Annotated in this window: 15 protein-coding genes and 1 tRNA gene; 6 read left to right on the top strand and 10 right to left on the bottom strand. The window is 68.9% G+C overall.

Annotated elements, in window-relative coordinates; genetic code table 11:
* Positions 1-180: 180 nt before the first annotated feature.
* Entirely contained in the window at positions 181-1593 is a 1413-nt protein-coding gene (locus tag AZC_RS22980) for an FAD-linked oxidase C-terminal domain-containing protein (protein WP_012173000.1), read from the bottom strand.
* Positions 1594-1815: 222 nt separating this feature from the next.
* Here AZC_RS22980 and AZC_RS22975 point away from each other — a divergent pair, with 222 nt between their 5' ends.
* Both AZC_RS22975 and AZC_RS22970 read left to right on the top strand, forming a co-directional pair.
* Positions 1816-2325 (top strand): thioesterase family protein, encoded by a 510-nt coding sequence (locus tag AZC_RS22975; protein ID WP_043879785.1) that lies wholly within the window; start codon positions 1816-1818, stop codon positions 2323-2325.
* 213 nt (positions 2326-2538) lie between these two features.
* On the top strand, positions 2539-2724 hold the full coding sequence (locus AZC_RS22970; protein ID WP_043879784.1) for a hypothetical protein: 186 nt from the start codon (positions 2539-2541) through the stop codon (positions 2722-2724).
* A 55-nt stretch (positions 2725-2779) separates the two neighbouring features.
* Here AZC_RS22970 and AZC_RS22965 read toward each other — a convergent pair whose 3' ends face one another.
* From AZC_RS22965 to AZC_RS22945, 5 genes are all read right to left on the bottom strand, one after another.
* Positions 2780-3706 carry a 50S ribosomal protein L11 methyltransferase gene (locus AZC_RS22965; protein ID WP_043879783.1) on the bottom strand — a complete coding sequence of 309 codons (927 nt, stop codon included), beginning with the start codon at positions 3704-3706 and terminating at the stop codon, positions 2780-2782.
* 207 nt (positions 3707-3913) lie between these two features.
* Positions 3914-5152, bottom strand: a complete 1239-nt coding sequence (locus AZC_RS22960; protein ID WP_012172996.1) for a GGDEF domain-containing protein — start codon at positions 5150-5152, stop codon at positions 3914-3916.
* A gap of 221 nt (positions 5153-5373) precedes the next feature.
* The gene (locus tag AZC_RS22955) at positions 5374-7785 is read right to left on the bottom strand and encodes an ATP-dependent helicase (RefSeq protein WP_043880651.1); all 2412 of its coding nucleotides are present in this window, start codon (positions 7783-7785) and stop codon (positions 5374-5376) included.
* 176 nt (positions 7786-7961) lie between these two features.
* Positions 7962-8570: a hypothetical protein gene (locus AZC_RS22950; RefSeq protein ID WP_043879782.1), complete on the bottom strand. Its 609-nt coding sequence runs from the start codon at positions 8568-8570 to the stop codon at positions 7962-7964.
* A gap of 127 nt (positions 8571-8697) precedes the next feature.
* Positions 8698-9939: a penicillin-binding protein activator gene (locus AZC_RS22945; protein ID WP_244421760.1), complete on the bottom strand. Its 1242-nt coding sequence runs from the start codon at positions 9937-9939 to the stop codon at positions 8698-8700.
* A 297-nt stretch (positions 9940-10236) separates the two neighbouring features.
* On the opposite strand from AZC_RS22945, the gene AZC_RS22940 reads away from it, so the two are divergent.
* The 4 genes from AZC_RS22940 (at position 10237) to AZC_RS22925 (ending at position 12321) form a co-directional block, all read left to right on the top strand.
* Positions 10237-10680, top strand: a complete 444-nt coding sequence (locus AZC_RS22940; protein ID WP_043879781.1) for a hypothetical protein — start codon at positions 10237-10239, stop codon at positions 10678-10680.
* A gap of 46 nt (positions 10681-10726) precedes the next feature.
* The gene (gene rsmI, locus AZC_RS22935) at positions 10727-11737 is read left to right on the top strand and encodes a 16S rRNA (cytidine(1402)-2'-O)-methyltransferase (protein ID WP_081434166.1); all 1011 of its coding nucleotides are present in this window, start codon (positions 10727-10729) and stop codon (positions 11735-11737) included.
* Between the two features lies 1 nt (position 11738).
* Positions 11739-12134, top strand: a complete 396-nt coding sequence (locus AZC_RS22930) for a YraN family protein (protein ID WP_012172990.1) — start codon at positions 11739-11741, stop codon at positions 12132-12134.
* 110 nt (positions 12135-12244) lie between these two features.
* Positions 12245-12321: transfer RNA gene (locus AZC_RS22925), tRNA-Met, on the top strand.
* Positions 12322-12390: 69 nt separating this feature from the next.
* On the opposite strand, the gene AZC_RS22920 is transcribed toward AZC_RS22925, so the two are convergent.
* The 4 genes from AZC_RS22920 to AZC_RS22905 all read right to left on the bottom strand — a co-directional run bounded on the left by AZC_RS22920 (position 12391) and on the right by AZC_RS22905 (position 16237).
* The gene (locus AZC_RS22920; protein WP_043879780.1) at positions 12391-12618 is read right to left on the bottom strand and encodes a hypothetical protein; all 228 of its coding nucleotides are present in this window, start codon (positions 12616-12618) and stop codon (positions 12391-12393) included.
* Positions 12619-12844: 226 nt separating this feature from the next.
* Positions 12845-13690, bottom strand: a complete 846-nt coding sequence (locus tag AZC_RS22915; protein WP_012172988.1) for a TrmH family RNA methyltransferase — start codon at positions 13688-13690, stop codon at positions 12845-12847.
* A gap of 33 nt (positions 13691-13723) precedes the next feature.
* Entirely contained in the window at positions 13724-14755 is a 1032-nt protein-coding gene (locus AZC_RS22910) for a LacI family DNA-binding transcriptional regulator (RefSeq protein WP_043879779.1), read from the bottom strand.
* Positions 14756-14884: 129 nt separating this feature from the next.
* On the bottom strand, positions 14885-16237 hold the full coding sequence (locus AZC_RS22905; RefSeq protein ID WP_012172986.1) for a PLP-dependent aminotransferase family protein: 1353 nt from the start codon (positions 16235-16237) through the stop codon (positions 14885-14887).
* Positions 16238-16389: the final 152 nt, after the last annotated feature.

Raw genomic sequence — 16389 nt, 5'->3', positions numbered from 1 at the left:
TTCCCCGCACGCCAGAGACTCCGGCCCCACCCATGCCGCGCCAGCGCGGGCAACGCCGGGGGCGCGGTCCGGTCTGTGGCGGGTGGGCGGCAAGGGTGGTCCCAATCCGGCTCTCCAGCTCGAGGCATCCGCCGCGCCGCCGACTTCAGGTCAGCGGCACGGCGCCGGCAAAAATCTGTCTCAGAGCGAGACGATCTTGCCCGGGTTCATGATGTTGTGCGGGTCGAAGGCCCGCTTGAGCGTGCGCATGGCTTCAAGCGTCTCGGCGCCATGCTCGGCCAGAAGATACTTCTTCTTGCCCTCGCCCACGCCGTGCTCGCCGGTGCAGGTGCCTTCCATGGCGAGGGCCCGCTCCACGAGGCGCTTCATGAAGATTTCCGCCTTGGCCACGTCGGCGTGGTCGGTCACGTCCACCATCAGCGTGGTGTGGAAGTTTCCATCGCCCACGTGGCCGACGATGGGGGCGACGAGCCCCATCTCCACAATGTCGGCCTTCGTCGCTTCCACGCATTCGGCAAGGCGCGAGATGGGCACGCAGACGTCGGTCGCCACCGCCTTGGCGCCGGGGCGCATCGGCAGCACGGACCAATAGGCATCGTGCCGGGCCTGCCAGAGCTTAGAGCGGTCTTCCGCCTTGCCGGCGAAGGTGAAGGGGCCGCCGCCATTCTCGGAAGCCAGCTCCCCAAAGCGTTCCGCCTGCTCGGCGGCGCCGGCTTCCGTGCCGTGGAATTCGAGGAACAGGTGGGGCGTCTCGGGCAGGCTCAGCTTGGCATAGGCGTTGGAGGCGCGGACCTGCACCTCGTCCAGCAGCTCGATGCGGGCCACCGGAATGCCGCACTGGATGGTCTGGATCACGGTGTTGCAGGCATCCGTGATGGTCGGGAAGGAGCACACGCCGGCCACGATGCTCTCGGGAATGCCGTAAAGCTTCAGCGTGATCTCGACGATGATGCCCAGCGTGCCTTCCGCGCCGATGAACAGGCGGGTGAGGTCATAGCCGGCCGAGGACTTGCGGGCGCGACGCGACGTGGTGATGAGTTCGCCATTCGGCATCACCACCTTCAGGGCCAGCACGTTGTCTTTCATGGTGCCGTAGCGCACCGCATTGGTGCCCGACGCGCGGGTGGAGGCCATGCCGCCCAGCGAGGCATCGGCGCCGGGATCGATGGGGAAGAACAGCCCCTGGTCGCGCAGTTCCTCGTTCAGGCGCTTGCGGGTGACGCCGGGCTCGATGACGCAGTCGAGATCGTCGGTATTGATCTTGAGGATGCGGTTCATGCCGGAGAGGTCGATGCACACGCCGCCATAGGGCGCATTCACATGGCCTTCCAGCGAGGTTCCGGCACCCCAGGCGATCACGGGCACCCGATGGGCGGCGCAGATGCGCACGGTGGTTTGCACATCCTCGATGCAATCGGCAAAAACCACCGCATCTGCCGGCTCGTTGGGCAGGAAGGTTGTGACATTGGCGTGCTGCTCGCGGACCGGGCGCGACATCACGACTTTGTTACCGAGGCGGGCGGTGAGCTCGGCCAGCGCCTGACCAAGCGCGGCCTCATCGGCGAAGCTGTCCTTCGCGGCTGCACCAAGCATTTAGAATTCCTTAAGATCTGTGGCGGGGCGTTTCCGCGCCGGAGTGTATCGGGATGAACGCGGCCTGAAAACGATTCGTGGCCGGGCGCAGATTTGACGTGTTCGCTGCACCAGCTTTCCGCAGTGCGACCATTCTCACGCCATTTCGGTAGTGACCGTTGCCTTAGGTGGCGGCACACTGAGTGCCCGACGAGCAACCTCCCCGAACCCGGAGGCGTCTCCATGCTGAAAACACAGGATTTCGAGCCGGTTTTCTTCGCTCCCTTCGTTTCCTCCACCATGGAGGTGAAACGGGACTGGACCGACTACAACGGCCATCTGAACGTCGCCTATTACAGCCTGCTGTTCGATCGCGCCTTCGACGAGGTGCTCGACCTCCTGGGGCTCGGCCCCTCGCTGGCGCGGCTGCGCGGCTCCTCCTTCTTCACGGTGGAAACCCACACCCGCTATCTGCGCGAACTGGCCGTGGGTGCGCCGGTGCGCGTCACCGTGCGGCTGGTCGATTATGACGACAAGCGCCTGCACGTCTTCGAGACGCTCCACCACGGCACGGAAGGGTGGGTGTCGGCGACGCTGGAGCAGGTGGCGCTGCACGTGGATCTCGACAGCCGCCGCGCCGAGGCCATGCCCGACGATGTGGTGGAGCGCGCCGCCGCCATGCGGGTCGCCCACGCGGCCCTCGCCCGGCCGGACGGCATCGGCCGCGCCATCGGCATGCCCCAGCGCTGCTGAGGGGTCTTTTCGGGTAACGGGAACGGAGGACGGGATCCCCCGGACACCTGCGCACGGCGCAGGTCACGTCCCCTGCATCATGCAACTCTGCATAGAGAGAGGGCATGTCTGCATCGTGTGCAGGACAGGCATGCTTACCTATCAGTTCTGCTGCGGCGCAACACGGCGTATTTTGCATTGCATCAGGAAGTGCAAAGCAGAAGGGCCTCCGTCATGAGCGCCGTGATCTACTCGACCCCCAAGTTCGCTCCGGCCGCCCAAGGCGCCGTGAATGCCGAGCCGAAGAAGGGTTTCTTCGCCCGCGTGCTCGACGCCATCATCGCCGCCCGCACCGAGCAGGCCGAGCGTGAAGTGCTGAAGTATGTGCAGCGTCCGGGTGGCCGTTACCCGCTTCAGTGAGCGGACGGGACATCGGTCCCGCCCCTCCTGATCGAGCCGCGCGGCTCGTCGGTCTTCAGTAGATGTCCTCCCGCCGGGGCGCGGCCCCGGTGGCGGAAAGGATCAGGCTGGTCCAGCCGTCGATGTCGCGGCGCCGCACCAGCTTCAGGCCCTGCGCCCGATAGGCCGCCAGCGCCGCATTGGCATGGTTCGGCAGAAGGCCGGACAGCACCAGCCATCCCCCCGGCGCCAGCAGCGGACGCACGGGGCGCGCCAGCCGCTTCAGCGGCGGCAGCAGGATGTTCGCCAGAATGAGATCGTAAGGCGCACCCGCCTTCACGCTCATGGCATCGACGCCCGCCGCCAGATGCAGCGTCACGAACGGCCCCGCCCCGTTGAAGCGGGCATTCTCCCGCGCCGTCTTCACCGCCACATCGTCGAGATCGCTCGCCACCACCGGACGCCGGAACTGCCGCGCCGCCGCGATGGCGAGCACGCCCGTGCCCGTGCCCACATCGAGGATGCGACGGGGCGTGCCGAGCTTGGCCATGTCGGCAATGGCCGCGAGGCAGCCCTGCGTGGTCCCGTGGTGGCCGGTACCGAAGGCGAGCGCCGCCTCGATCTCGATGCCGATGGCGTTCGTCGGCACGCGGGCGCGGTCATGGCTGCCGTGGACGATGAAGGAGCCGACGCGCACCGGCGCAAGGCCTTCGAGGCTGGAGGCGACCCAGTCCGTCTGCTCGATGGCGTGGAAGGAGACCTGCGCGGCCATCTCCGCGCCGGCGGCGATGGTGACGAGTTCGCGCAGGAGCTCGGCATCGAACGCCTCGCCGGCATAAAGCTCGATGGCCCAGCTGCCGTCCGGCTGTTCGAAATTGGCCACCGCCACCTCGGCCGGGTCGAAATGCTCGGCGAGGAAGTCCGCCACGCGCCGGGCTTCCCGCTCGGGCGCGCTGAGGCGCATCACATGGGTGGCGTCGTTGGGCGGCAGGCCTTCAAGCATCTCAACCTCGGAACCTGGAGCGTGTCCGGTTTCGATTGCTCCGCAAGCAAGACCGGATCTCTCGATCAAAGAACAGGAGAGGGAGCGGTAGGCCGCATGGACTCGCCATCGGCACAACCCGGCTCCCTTGCGGCCGGCCCGGCCGCATCTGCCGTCCCAAGTGCCAGAGGCCGGGGCGGATATCCAGCCCCAATCCCGCAGGGCGGCTCAGCGGGCGAAGGAGCCCACCACCCGGCTGCCCATGTTCTGGCGCGCCTCGGCGAGGCGGCTTTCTGCGGCGGAGAGAAGATCGGCCACGCTCGCTCCGTCCTGCGGCGTCGTGGCAACGCCGATGCTCACGGCGTGGATGTCCTCGTTGCCGGACTGGAGCATGGCCTCCGTATCCCGCCGCAGCAGCGCCGCCACCTGCATGGCTGCGTGGTGCGGCGCGCCGGGGGCGAGAATGGCGAAGGCGTCGTCGCGATAGCGCACCACATAATCACCGGAGCGGGTTGCCTCGCCGATGGTGGCGCTCGCCTGCCGGATCATCTCCGCCCATTTCGAGGAGGTTTCCTCCCGGTCGGGCGTGTCGATATGCACCAGCAGCAGGCTCATGGGCCGCCCGGTGAGGCCTGTGACGGACAGCAGGTGGCCGCAGATGGACGCGAACTGCGAGGCGTGGAAGGTGCCCGTGAGGGGATCATAGCGGCGGGGCTCGCGCTGCGGCTGCTCGGGCTGGCGCAACTGGCGCAGGATCTCGCCAGCGGTCCGGGCCGGGACGGCCTCCACCGGCTCGATGCGGGTGAGATACCAGGTGAGCGCGCTGCCATAGAGCAGCGCTGCGACCATGCGTCCCGTCCAAGTGCCGAACCCGGCGGCATCCGGAATGCCGAAGGCGAAGTGCAGGGCGCTGAAATAGAGCAACTGGTCAAAGGTGAGGGCCAGCGCCAGCGGCACGGTGAGGGTGAGCCAGAGCGGCAGGCGCCATCTCTCGCGCATCGTGGCGTGGAGCACGAACATGCCCAGGCATTCCAGCACGAGCAGTGCGCTGCCCCACACCATGAGCGCCAGCATCTTGGCGAAATGCATCACGTCGAGCGTCTGCGGCACCGGCTGGCGCACATAGCCCACCGCCAGCAGCGCCACGAGGACGAAGATCAGCAGATTGCCGAACAGCATGCCGTACAGCGGCTGGCGCGCCAGCGGCCCGCCCTCGCGCACGAAGACCAGCAGCAGCAGGGCCAGCTTGCCGGAGAACAGCGCCGCGGCGCCCGGCGTCAGGGCGAGGCCGAAGGGCAGCTTCAGATAGAGGCCGATGGCGAACTGGGTCTCAAGGAATTGGGTAGCCGCCAGAGCACAGAAGAAGGTCGCGAGACCGATCACCCGACGGGCGCTGAACAGCGCCAGCATGGCGCTGAAATAGAGCACCATCTCTGCGGCGATCAGGGAAAGGCTGCCAATATACATCGATTGAAAATCAGCGTTGTCCGCGGATCGCCGGAAGAGCGGCCATGCTAGCGCAAAGCTTGTCCTTTCCGACAGGGCGGGGTCTGATTTTTCATGCCGACCTTGCGCGAGCCTGAGCTAACTCAGAGACATCCGTTGTTGACGATGGGGCATGGAATGCGGATTCCGCAGCGGAACATGCGTCGCAGACCGCTCTCCTCCATCGCCGGCCGCACGCACTGTCACACCTTCTCGACGAAGCTTTCCAGCACCCGCTTCTCGCCGGCCTTCTCGAACAGCACGGTCAGCTTGTTGCCGTCGATGGCGGTGATCTCGCCATAGCCGAACTTGATGTGGAACACCCGCTCGCCGGCCGAGAAGGCTGACGGCGCGCCGGTGGAGGCGGCGATCAGCGTGCCCTCGATCACCGGCCCGCCGCGCCGTGATCCGCCATAGCCGCCACCGGAGCCGCCGAAGCCGCCCTTGGTGCCGCCGCTCTCGTTCCGGGCGTTCTGGGCGCGCTGCCAGCCGGGCGTCGCATAGCTGGAGGCGAAGGGGGCGGGATTGTCGAAGCGGCTGGCGCCATAGCTGTTGCCGCCGCCATAGCCGCCCGTGGTGCCACCCCAGCCGAAGCCGCCCTTACTCTCCTGCACGTCCACATGGGTGTCCGGCAGTTCGTCGAGGAAGCGGCTGGGCACGGTAGAGTTCCACATGCCGTGGATGCGCCGGTTGGAGGCGAAATAGACCCGCGCGCTCGCCCGCGCCCGCGTGATGCCCACGTAGGCGAGACGGCGTTCTTCCTCGAGGCCCGCCTTACCCTGCTCGTCCAGCGCCCGCTGATGCGGGAACAGGCCCTCTTCCCAGCCGGGCAGGAAGACGGTGTCGAACTCCAGTCCCTTGGCGGAGTGGAGGGTCATGATCTGCACGGCGTCGTCGCCAGCGCCGCTGTCCACATCCATCACGAGCGAGATGTGCTCGAGGAAGCCCGAGAGGTTCTCGAACCCCTCCATGGAACGCACCAATTCCTTGAGGTTCTCCAGCCGCCCGGCCGCCTCCGCCGAGCGGTCCTTCTGCCACATCTCGGTGTAGCCGCTCTCATCCAGCACCACCTCGGCGAGCTCGGTGTGCTTCATGTTCTCGGCCTGCTCGCGCCAGCGCTCGAACGACTGGACGAAGCCGCGCAGCGTCGAGCGGAGCTTCGGCTTCAGCTCCTCGCTCTCGGTGAGGAGGCGGGTCGCCTCCATCAGCGGCACGCCGGCGGCGCGGGCGACATCGCGGATTTGCTTGATGGCCGCGTCGCCCACGCCGCGCTTCGGCACGTTCACGATACGCTCGAAGGCGAGATCGTCAGCCGGCGAAATAACGCAGCGCAGATAGGCCAGAGCATCGCGGATTTCCGCCCGCTCATAGAAGCGCGGACCGCCGATGACGCGGTAGTTGAGGCCGAGCGTGACGAAGCGGTCCTCGAACTCGCGCATCTGGAAGGAGGCGCGCACGAGGATGGCGATCTGCGACAACGCATGGCCCGCGCGCTGGAGTGCCTCGATCTCGTCGCCGATGGCGCGGGCCTCTTCGCCGCTATCCCACGCGCCGGTGACGGTGACCTTCTCGCCCTTCTCCCCTTCGGAGAACAGCGTCTTGCCGAGCCGTCCCTCGTTGAAGGCGATGAGATGGGAAGCGGCGGCCAGGATATGGCCCGTGGAGCGGTAGTTGCGCTCCAGCCGGATCACCTTGGCGCCGGGAAAGTCGCTCTCGAAGCGCAGGATGTTGTCCACCTCGGCGCCGCGCCAGCCATAGATGGACTGGTCGTCGTCGCCCACGCAGCAGACATTGCGCGAACCCTGCGCTAGAAGCCGCAGCCAGAGATACTGGGCGACGTTGGTGTCCTGATACTCGTCCACCAGAATGTATTTGAACTTGCGGTGGTATTCCGCGAGCACGTCGGGGTTCTCGCGGAACAGGCGGATGCCTTCCAGCAAGAGGTCGCCGAAGTCGACGGCGTTGAGCGCCTTCAGCCGCGCCTGATAGGCGGCATAGAGCATCTGCCCGCGCCCGTTGGCGAAAGCAGCACCTTCGCCGGCGGGCACCTGCTCGGGCGTGAGGCCGCGGTTCTTCCAGCCGTCGATGGCGGAGGCCAGCATGCGGGCGGGCCAGCGCTTCTCGTCGATCTCCTCCGCCGCGATGAGCTGCTTCAGCAGGCGGAGCTGGTCGTCCGTGTCGAGAATGGTGAAGCCGCTCTTGAGGCCCACCAGCTCATGGTGCCGGCGCAGGATGCGCACGCCGATGGAGTGGAAGGTGCCGAGCCACGGCATCCCCTCCACCGTGTCGCCCACCATGGCGTGGATGCGTTCCTTCATCTCCCGCGCGGCCTTGTTGGTGAAGGTCACGGCGAGGATCTGCGAGGGATAGGCGCGGCCCTGCGAGAGAATGTGGGCGATGCGGGTGGTGAGCACGCGGGTCTTGCCGGTGCCGGCGCCGGCAAGAACGAGCACGGGGCCGTCCAGCGTCTCCACCGCCTCGCGCTGCTCGGGATTGAGGCCGTCGAGATAGGAAGGGCGGGTGGGCGCGGCGGGAATGCCCATGGCGGCGCGCGCGCGTTCGGCGATGCCGCCGGGCTTCAGGGCCGGACGGCCGACATCTTCGCGGGGCGCCAGATCGCGGGGCTCGGGGCCGCCGCGCTTCTCAGGGGAAATGGACAATCGCCGTCTCGTTCTCGCACACACGATTCTCGTGTGAGAACAAAATGGCACCGCAGGGGCCGGATTGCGAGGGGCAAGCCATGTTCTTGTGGAAACGGCGCCCTGCGGCGCCGTTTCGCATCGGGATCAGATCACCAGTCGGCGCGGCAGACGCGCTGCGCCCAATAGGGGCTCCACCAGCACTTCAGGAAGCCGTGCACTTCCTTCATGGGCCGGAAGACGGTGGGCTGGGTGGTGAGGCTCACGAGCTGCCCGTTGGGGGGCACGGTGCCGTCCAGGACCACCGTGTTGAAGCTCAGCGTCGAGCCCGAGAGGCTGGCGGCGCCCAGTTCCACGATGGCTTGGGTGGGCACCGGACCGAGCGTGGTCAGGGCCACGTTCGGCGGATCGTTCTTCATCATCGCCACCGTGGCGTTCCACATCTTCACGAACTGCTCGGTGGTCATGGTGCCGCCGATCCGCTCCGGCCGGTCGATGGCGAAGGCGGCGGTGGGGGCGACGCCCTGCAGGGTCAGCACCTTGCCGTCGAAGGAGAGGGACGCGGCCTGCTGGGTCAGCATCATCTCGATGGGACGGGCGACCCGGATTTCCGGCGCGGTCTCCTGGGCCGGAGCCGCAGGGGCTGCGGCGGCCGGCGCGCTGGCCGGCGGCGTCGTCTGGCCCGCGGGCGCGGACTGGGCGAGCGCGGCGGCACTGGAGACGGCCAGGAGAAGGCCTGCCAGGGATGCGGAAAGTTTCATGGGACCGGTCTTCCTTGCGTGAGCCCTTGGCCGGCGCCGGGGCGCCGGACCTATAGCGGATTTGGCGGTCAAACCAAGCCGGTACCGTTGGGGTACGCGGCACGGCGCGCGGGAACGCGCCGGGAACTTAAAACGCCGAGCCGAAGGTGCGCGGCGGCGGGCTGACGATGCTCACCTGCCCGCCGCGGATCTCCATCACTGCGAGGGCGCGCTCGTTGCTGCCGTCGGCGCGGAAGCGGAAGGCGCCGTCCACGCCGGCAAAGCCCGAGGGGTTGGTGAGGGTGGTGGTGTTGAGCCCGTCCGGCCCCTGCGTGCGCACGATGGCGGAAACAAGCGACACCGCGTCATAGGCGAGCGTCGCCGTGCGCACCGGGTCCGAGCCGTAGCGTGCGCGGTAGCGCTGCGAGAAGTTGCGCCAGCCAGCGGCGTCGGGGGCGGCGAACTGCGCGCCCTCCATCTGCGGCAGGCTGAACAGACGGGGCTCGTCCCACAGGCCCGTGCCCAGCAGGCGGATGCGCTTCAGGTCCACGCCGGCGGACGAGAGCTGCTGCACCACGCCGGCGACGCTGTCGGCGCTGTCGGGGATGAAGATGGCGTCGGTCTGGCTCTGCACGTCGGCCACGCGCTTCACCGCGTCGGCGAGGCGCGCCGGCGTGTAGCGTTCCAGCGCCATCACCCGGCCGCCCACGTCGCCTACGGTCTGCTGGAAGGCGCCCTGCACCACGGTGCCATAGGCATTCTCGGGAATGAGGGCGGAGAAGGAGCGTTTACCCTGCCCCGCCGTGTAGCGGATGATGCGGTCCACGTCCGTCTGCGGCAGGAAGCTCAGCAGGAAGACGCCGTTACCGGCGACGTTGGTGTCCGTCGAGAAGGCGATGATGGGGATGCCGCGCGGCCGGGCCGCCTGCGCCGCCGCGCCCACCGAGGTCGCAAACAGCGGGCCGAGGATGATGCGGGCGCCTTCATTGATGGCCTGTTCGGCCGCATTGCGCGCGCCCTGGCTGGTGCCGCCGTCGTCCTTCACCACGAGCTGGATCGGGGCCTGGCCGAGCTCCGCCATGGCGAGTTCTGCGGCGTTCTTGAGCGCCTGTCCGGCGAGGGCCGCATTGCCCTGCGCGCCGAGCGGCAGGATGAGCGCCACGATGGGGCCGGAGGCGGGCAGGGGCTGGCCGGTGACGGGGCCGGTGGGCGCACCCTGTGGCGTCGGAGACAGCGGCACGTCGCCGCCGGCGCAGGCCGCGACGAGCGAAGCGGCGGAGACGGACCCCGCCAGCTTCAGGCCACCGGACAGAAGGGCACGACGGGTGAGGCCGGAGGGCTGCTGCGCCATGGCGGGCAGACGGCTCGGGGGCAGAACGCGATCGGTCACCAGTCTCTCCCCGGAGCCCCGGCGGCTCCGTTTCTTGTCGAACACCACAGCCCTGCCGGACCGGAAAGGGGTGCGCCACCGGCGGGGACGCATTCGCTTTTTCTTGTGTCACCGGCCGGGCGGCCGGCGCAATGGCCGGCCGTTTCCGCTGGCCGCGACGCGCCTCACGTTACCGGCATCCTCCGCGCCTGTCATGCCGCCCCGCCGATTCGCCGTGCGCTTGTCACAGGCATGAAAGGGATTGAGGGAGCTGTTCTCTGGACGCATGCTGGCACGCCTCGCGAACCGGGAGCATCCATGCAGCTGAATGTGGAGCGCGGGGTGCCGGACCTCTATGTGGACGGCGTTCCGGATCTGGCGGTGATGGACGCCGCATTCTGCCGGGCCTTCGCAGTTGCTCCGCCCGGCCTGTTCGATGGCGCCGATGGTGGTCGCGACTGGCTTCTGGCCATGGAGCGGCAGGCGGTGGGCCTGTGCCACCGGCTCGACCGCTCCGCGTTCGCGACCAAGCTCGACCTCTTCCTGCCGGCGCCCCTCGATATCCTCCCCCGGTTGCGCACCTTCGCCGCGCTTCTCGATTGCCAGCTGGCCCTCGATCTCGGTCGCGACACGGCGGACGACCTGGCGCTGCTCATCCCGCCCGATGGCTGCCTGGTGATGGGACTGCTGGAGGTCGTCGGCCCCGGCCGCGCGGGAGACGCTCCGGAGGTCGCCTTCCGTTCCGCATCCGTTGGCGGCTGAGCGGGCGCGCTGTTCCGATGCCCGCGCCCGCACTATGATCGCGGCCATGACCCAGAGCCCCGCCCGGGCGTCGCACGACGCTGCCGAAGACATCACAGCCCCGCTTACCGGCGATCTGCCGGCCGACGACACCACCGATCTGCCGGACCTCGAGCCGGGGACGCCGGGCGAGAAGGCCTTCACCCTGTTCGGCCAGACCGTGCAGGCCCGGCGGCTGGACACGGGGCTGCATGTGGTGGCCACCCCCATCGGCAATCTCGGCGACATCACGGTGCGGGCCCTGGAGACGCTGGCAGGCGCGGGCCTCATCGCCTGCGAGGACACGCGCATGACGCGCCGCCTCCTCGACCGCTACGGCATCGCCACCCCGCTCGTCCCCTATCATGATCACAACGGCGCCTCGATGCGCCCGCGGCTGCTGGCAAAGCTCGCGGCGGGAGAGGCCGTGGCGCTCGTCTCCGATGCCGGAACGCCGCTGGTGTCGGACCCTGGCTACAAGCTGGTGGTGGAAGCGGCGGCTGCCGGCTTCCGCATCCATCCTTTGCCCGGCGCCTCGGCCATGCTCGCGGCGCTGGTGACGGCAGGCCTGCCGACGGACCGCTTCCTGTTCGACGGCTTCCTGCCGCAGAAGGGCGGCCAGCGGCGCAACCGCATTGCGGAGCTGAAGGCGCTGCCCTCCACCCTCGTGCTCTACGAGACGGGGCCGCGCCTCGCCGAGAGCCTTGCCGATCTCGCCGAGGGGCTGGGCGACCGGCCGGCCGCCGTGTGCCGCGAACTCACCAAGGCCTTCGAGGAGGTGCGGCGCGGCCCGCTCTCCCAGCTCGCCGCCCATTATGCCGCCGCTGGCGCCCCAAAGGGCGAGATCGTGCTGGTCATCGGCCCGCCGCTTGAGGAGCCGGCCGCCGATGACGATGTGGATGCCGCGCTCACCCGTGCGCTTGCCGAGCATTCGCTGAAGGATGCGGTGGCCGCCGTCACGGCCGCCACGGGCCGGCCGAAGCGCGAGGTCTATGCCCGCGCGCTGGCGCTCACCAAGGGCGAGGACGGGCCGGGCTGACATGGCACGCCCGCCGCCGCCCGACACGCCGGCGCGTCGCCGCAAGCAGGCCGCCCATGCGCGCGGGCTGGCCGCGGAGGATCGGGCCGCGGCTGTGCTGGAGGCGCAGAGCTTCCGCATTCTCGCCCGGCGGCTGCGCACCAGCGCGGGGGAGCTCGATCTCGTGGCACGGCGGGACGATCTTCTCGTCTTCTGCGAGGTGAAGCTGCGGCGCAGTCTCGCGGAGGCGGCCGAGAGCCTCCAGTTGCGCCAGCGCCGCCGCATCATCGCGGCTGCCGAACTCTTCCTGGCCGATCATCCCGAACTCGCACCCCTCGCGATGCGCTTCGACGCCATCCTGCTCGGGCGCGACGGCGGGGCCGAGCATCTGGAGGGCGCGTTCGAGCTCGAGGGGTGAAGGGGCTGGGGATGGCCACCCGGCGGCCCAAGGGCTTTCTTGACACCGCCCGAGCGGCACCCCTATATGCGCTCCTCGCGAGGCGAGGGCCGCTTTGAGGCCGCGCCTGTGGCAGCGTAGCTCAGTTGGTGAGAGCGCCGGATTCATAACCCGGAGGTCGGCGGTTCAAGTCCGCCCGCTGCTACCACGCTTCCCTGATCCCGACATTTGCTCCGATCCACAAACGCGCATGAAGCGCGTCTTCCGCGCCGGACGTCTATCCACGCACTGACGCATCCTGCCGGCGGAAGTCGCTCTGGCGGCGTGTTGTGGGTCCGCGACGACGTCCGTTCCAGACGAGGGTGAGGCCGGCGGACAGCGCGATGGTTGCGAGTGCAGACAGAAGAATGAGCGCGCAGCGCATTTCCGCGGCGAGCGCGGAATAGTCCGGCACGAGCCCCGCGACCACGCGGGCCACCACAAGGCCGAGGGCGCTCCAGATCAAGGCAAGGAAAATCCATTCTCGCGCCGGATGCCGGCGAGACGAAAATCTGCTCATTCAGAATTTCCACAGTTCAGCCGGTGCAACTGGCGCCGACGATCAATGAGACAACCTGAGGTTTCAGCGTCTGGGCATGATCAATGGACGTTGATGAATATAGGTTAATGGTTTTGCCTGTGCAATTGCCTGCTTGCGCTTTGTAGGCATCCCAAGCTGCGGCATGGAGGCGTCAGCCGCCCGTCCGGCTCAGGTGATGCAGCACGATGCCGCTGGTGGTGGCGACGTTCAGGCTGTCGAAGCTGGCTGCCATGGGAATGGAGATGGTCCGCGTCGAGGCCAGAACCTCCGGCGGCAGGCCGGGCCCTTCGGTCCCGAAGAGAGCAGCCTGTCGCCCGCCCGGCACGATGTCCGAAAGCCGCTCGCGGCCCGAGGGGCTGAGGGCGACGAGATCGAAGCCCGCCGCCGCGATGGCCTCCATCATCTCCGCTGTGGTGCCCGCCCGTGCCGTGGGCACGATGAGGGAGGCCCCCACCGAGACCCGGATCGCCTTGCGATAGAGCGGATCGCAGCAGGCGGAATCGAGCAGCACCGCGTCCGCACCGAAGGCGGCGGCATTGCGGAAGATGCCGCCCATATTGTCGTGATTCGCGATGCCTTGGAGCGCCACCACCAGCGCCCGCTCCGGCAGGCTGGCCAGGAGTTCCGGCGCCGGCACCTGCGGCCGGGCGCGTCCCACGGCGAGAATGCCGCGATGGATGTGGAAGCCGACGATGGCGTCCATCACCGCCTGTCCCGCCACATGCACCGGAACGTTGCGGGGCAGCAGGTCAAGGGCATCCGCAATGCGCGGCAGGCTGGCCTGCGAGACGAGGACCGAATGCAGGTCGCGTCCACCGTGGGCGGTCAGCAGCCGCAGCACCACTTCGCCCTCGGCCATAAAGAGGCCGCGTCGGCCCACGAGATCGCGCTCGCGCACGTCGCGGTAATCGGCAATGCGCGGATCGTCGGGATCGGACACGGGAATGAGCCGCAGGGGCTCGTGCGCGGGTAGGCTCGCGGTGGCAAGAGACGACATGCGCGCAGTTTAGAGCCCGAATGCGGCCGGATGTCAGCGGCGGCGGGGGGGCGTCGTCGTCTCGCGCACCACCAGCCTGGGCATCAGCGCGACGCGCTCCACCGGACGGCCGGGCTCGGCGATGCGGGCGAGGGCGAGTTCCGCGGCGATGTGGCCATATTCCGGGATGCGGGTGAAGACCGTGGTGAGCGCCGGGTGCCACAGCGCCGCCTCCCCGATGTCGTCATAGCCCACCAGCGAGAAATCGCGGCCGGCGGTCAGCCCCGCCGATTGCAGGCCCATGAGCGCGCCGAAGGCGTTGAGATCGTTGAAGCACACCGCCGCCGTGGGCGGATCGGGAAGGGCCAGCAGCTTCAGCACGCCGGCGCGTCCGGTCTCCCGCAGGCCGGGCCCCTCGGCCACCAAAGCGGGATCGAAGGGCAGGCCCGCGTCCTCGAGCCCCTGGCGATAGCCGGCGAGGCGGCGGCGACCGGTGGAGGCGATGGGCAGGCTGCCGATCATGCCGATGCGGCGGTGGCCGAGGTCCACCAGATGGGCGACCGCCAGCGCCACGCCGGCCGTGTCGTCGGAACCCGCGAAGTCGAAGCCCGAGCCCTCCACCTCGCGCGTCACCTGCACCACGGCGATGCCGCTGGCGGCCAGCGCCTTGAGGTCGTCCACCGTGGTGCCCGCGGCGGGCGAGACGATGAAGGCATCGGGCCGGTATTCCGCCAACGTGCCGAGGGTGCGGGTCTGCCGCGTCACGTCCTCCTGGCTGACGCCGAGCAGGATGGTCTTGCCCGCCGCGCTGAGGGAATCCTCCAGCGCCGCGAGAAGCTCGGTGAAGGAGGGGTTGATGATGTCGTGCAGGCCGATGCCGACGATGTTGGTGCGGGCCGTGCGCAGGGAGGCGGCGCCGCGATTGGCCACGTAGCCGCGCGCGCGGGCGGCCTCCTGTACCTTGAGGCGGGTCGCCTCCGCCACCACCTGGCTGTCGCGCAGGGCCAGCGAGACCGTGGCGGTGGACAGCCCGAGGGCCTGCGCCAGCTGCTGGAGCGTGATTCGGCCGCTCACCGCTCCGTCCATGCCGCGCCTCCCGCGATCCGCCCGACGGCAGTGCGCCGCATCGGGATTGCGGCACACTAAACGATTAAACCCTTGTCGCGGAAGCGGGCCGCTTCGCAGGCGCACAGGGGGCTGCGCTGCGGTGCGGCGCTATTCGACCTCGCTCTCCTGCGGCCCGCTCTCCAGCAGGCGGCGCAGGGTGAGGAGCGCTTCCCGTAGCACGGGGAGCGGCGGACGCGACAGAGCGATGCGGATCGCATTGGGCGGCTGCGTCGGCGGCACGGCAAAGGCCGAGGCCGGCGTCACCGCAATGCCCTGCCGCGTGGCGGCGGCGGCAAAGGTCTCGGCGCGCCAGATGTCGGGCAGTTTGAGCCAGGAGTGATAGGAGCGCGGGTCCGCCTTGAGCACGCCCTTCGGGAAGATGCTTCCTGCCAGCGCCTGCCGCTCGCGGGCATCGGCGCGCTTGCCCGTGACGAGGCGGGCCGCGAGCCCTTCGGCCATGACCTGCGTCCCCAGAAACTGGGTGAGGCCGTTGGCCGTCCAGGCGCCGGAGCGCACGCAGGTGACGAGGCGCCCGGACCAGGACGCCGGGCCGGCGATGAAGCCGAGCGTGAGGCCAGGCGCCACGCGCTTCGACAGGCTGTCCACCAGCAGCACATGGTCCGGCGCCGCCGCGGCCAGCGGTTCTTCCTCAGACAGGAAGCCGTAGACGGTGTCCTCGATGGCCATCAGGCCCTCGGCCCGCAGCAGCGTGGCGATCTCCCGGCGCCGCGCGGCATCCATGGAGACACCGAGCGGATTGTGCAGGCTGGACTGGAGATAGACACCCGCCAGCGGGGCTGTGCGGTGGGCCTTCAGCAGGGCGTCGGGGCGCAGGCCCTGTCCATCCATGGGCAGGGGAACGAGGGTGACACCGAGCCGCGCCGCCAGCCATTTCACCGCGGGATAGGTGAGGGCCTCGACGCCGATCCGTTCCCCCGGCGGGGCGAGGGCCGCAAGAGCCGCGGCGATGGCCTGACGCCCGTTATTGGTGAAGACGAGACCGTCCGCATCCGGTCGCCAGCCGGCGCGGCCAAGGAAGCCGGCGCTGAGCGCGCGCATGTCGGGCGTGCCGGCCGCACCCGTCGCGGCAAAGACGGAGGCAGGGAGCCCCGGCGAGGTGAGCCTGGCGATCATCGCGCTGACCTCCGCCTCCTGCCCCGGCAGGACCGGGAAATTGAGCTGGAGATCGAGCGAGCTCTTCACCGGCTCGCCGAGCGTGTCGTCGAGGGCCGACCGGCGGGCCCGCACATAACTGCCACGCCCCACTTCGCCGCTGATGAGGCCCCGCCGCGTCAGCTCGCCATAGACGCGGCTCGCGGTGGAGGCGGCGATGCCGTGCTGGTAGGCGAACTCGCGCTGTGGCGGCAGGCGCGTGCCGGCGGACAGGCGGCCGGCGGCAATATCGGCAGCAATACTATCGGCGAGCGCGCGATAGTCGCCGCGGGCGGCGGTGTCGGACATAATTGCTCCGAGTGCAATGTATTGATTGCGCTGATATCACATCGGGACAATGAATGCGAGAGCCGCTGGCACAAAGCGGCTCGACCGGGAGCATTTCAGATGTCGCCGCAGCAGTCCCGTTCTTCGTTGGGCGCTTCCAAGGTCCAGGTTCG

The organism is Azorhizobium caulinodans ORS 571, assembly GCF_000010525.1.
GTDB lineage: Bacteria > Pseudomonadota > Alphaproteobacteria > Rhizobiales > Xanthobacteraceae > Azorhizobium > Azorhizobium caulinodans.
The sequence above is the reverse complement of the archived record's forward strand: the minus strand, read 5'-3'. Positions and strand labels throughout refer to the sequence as shown.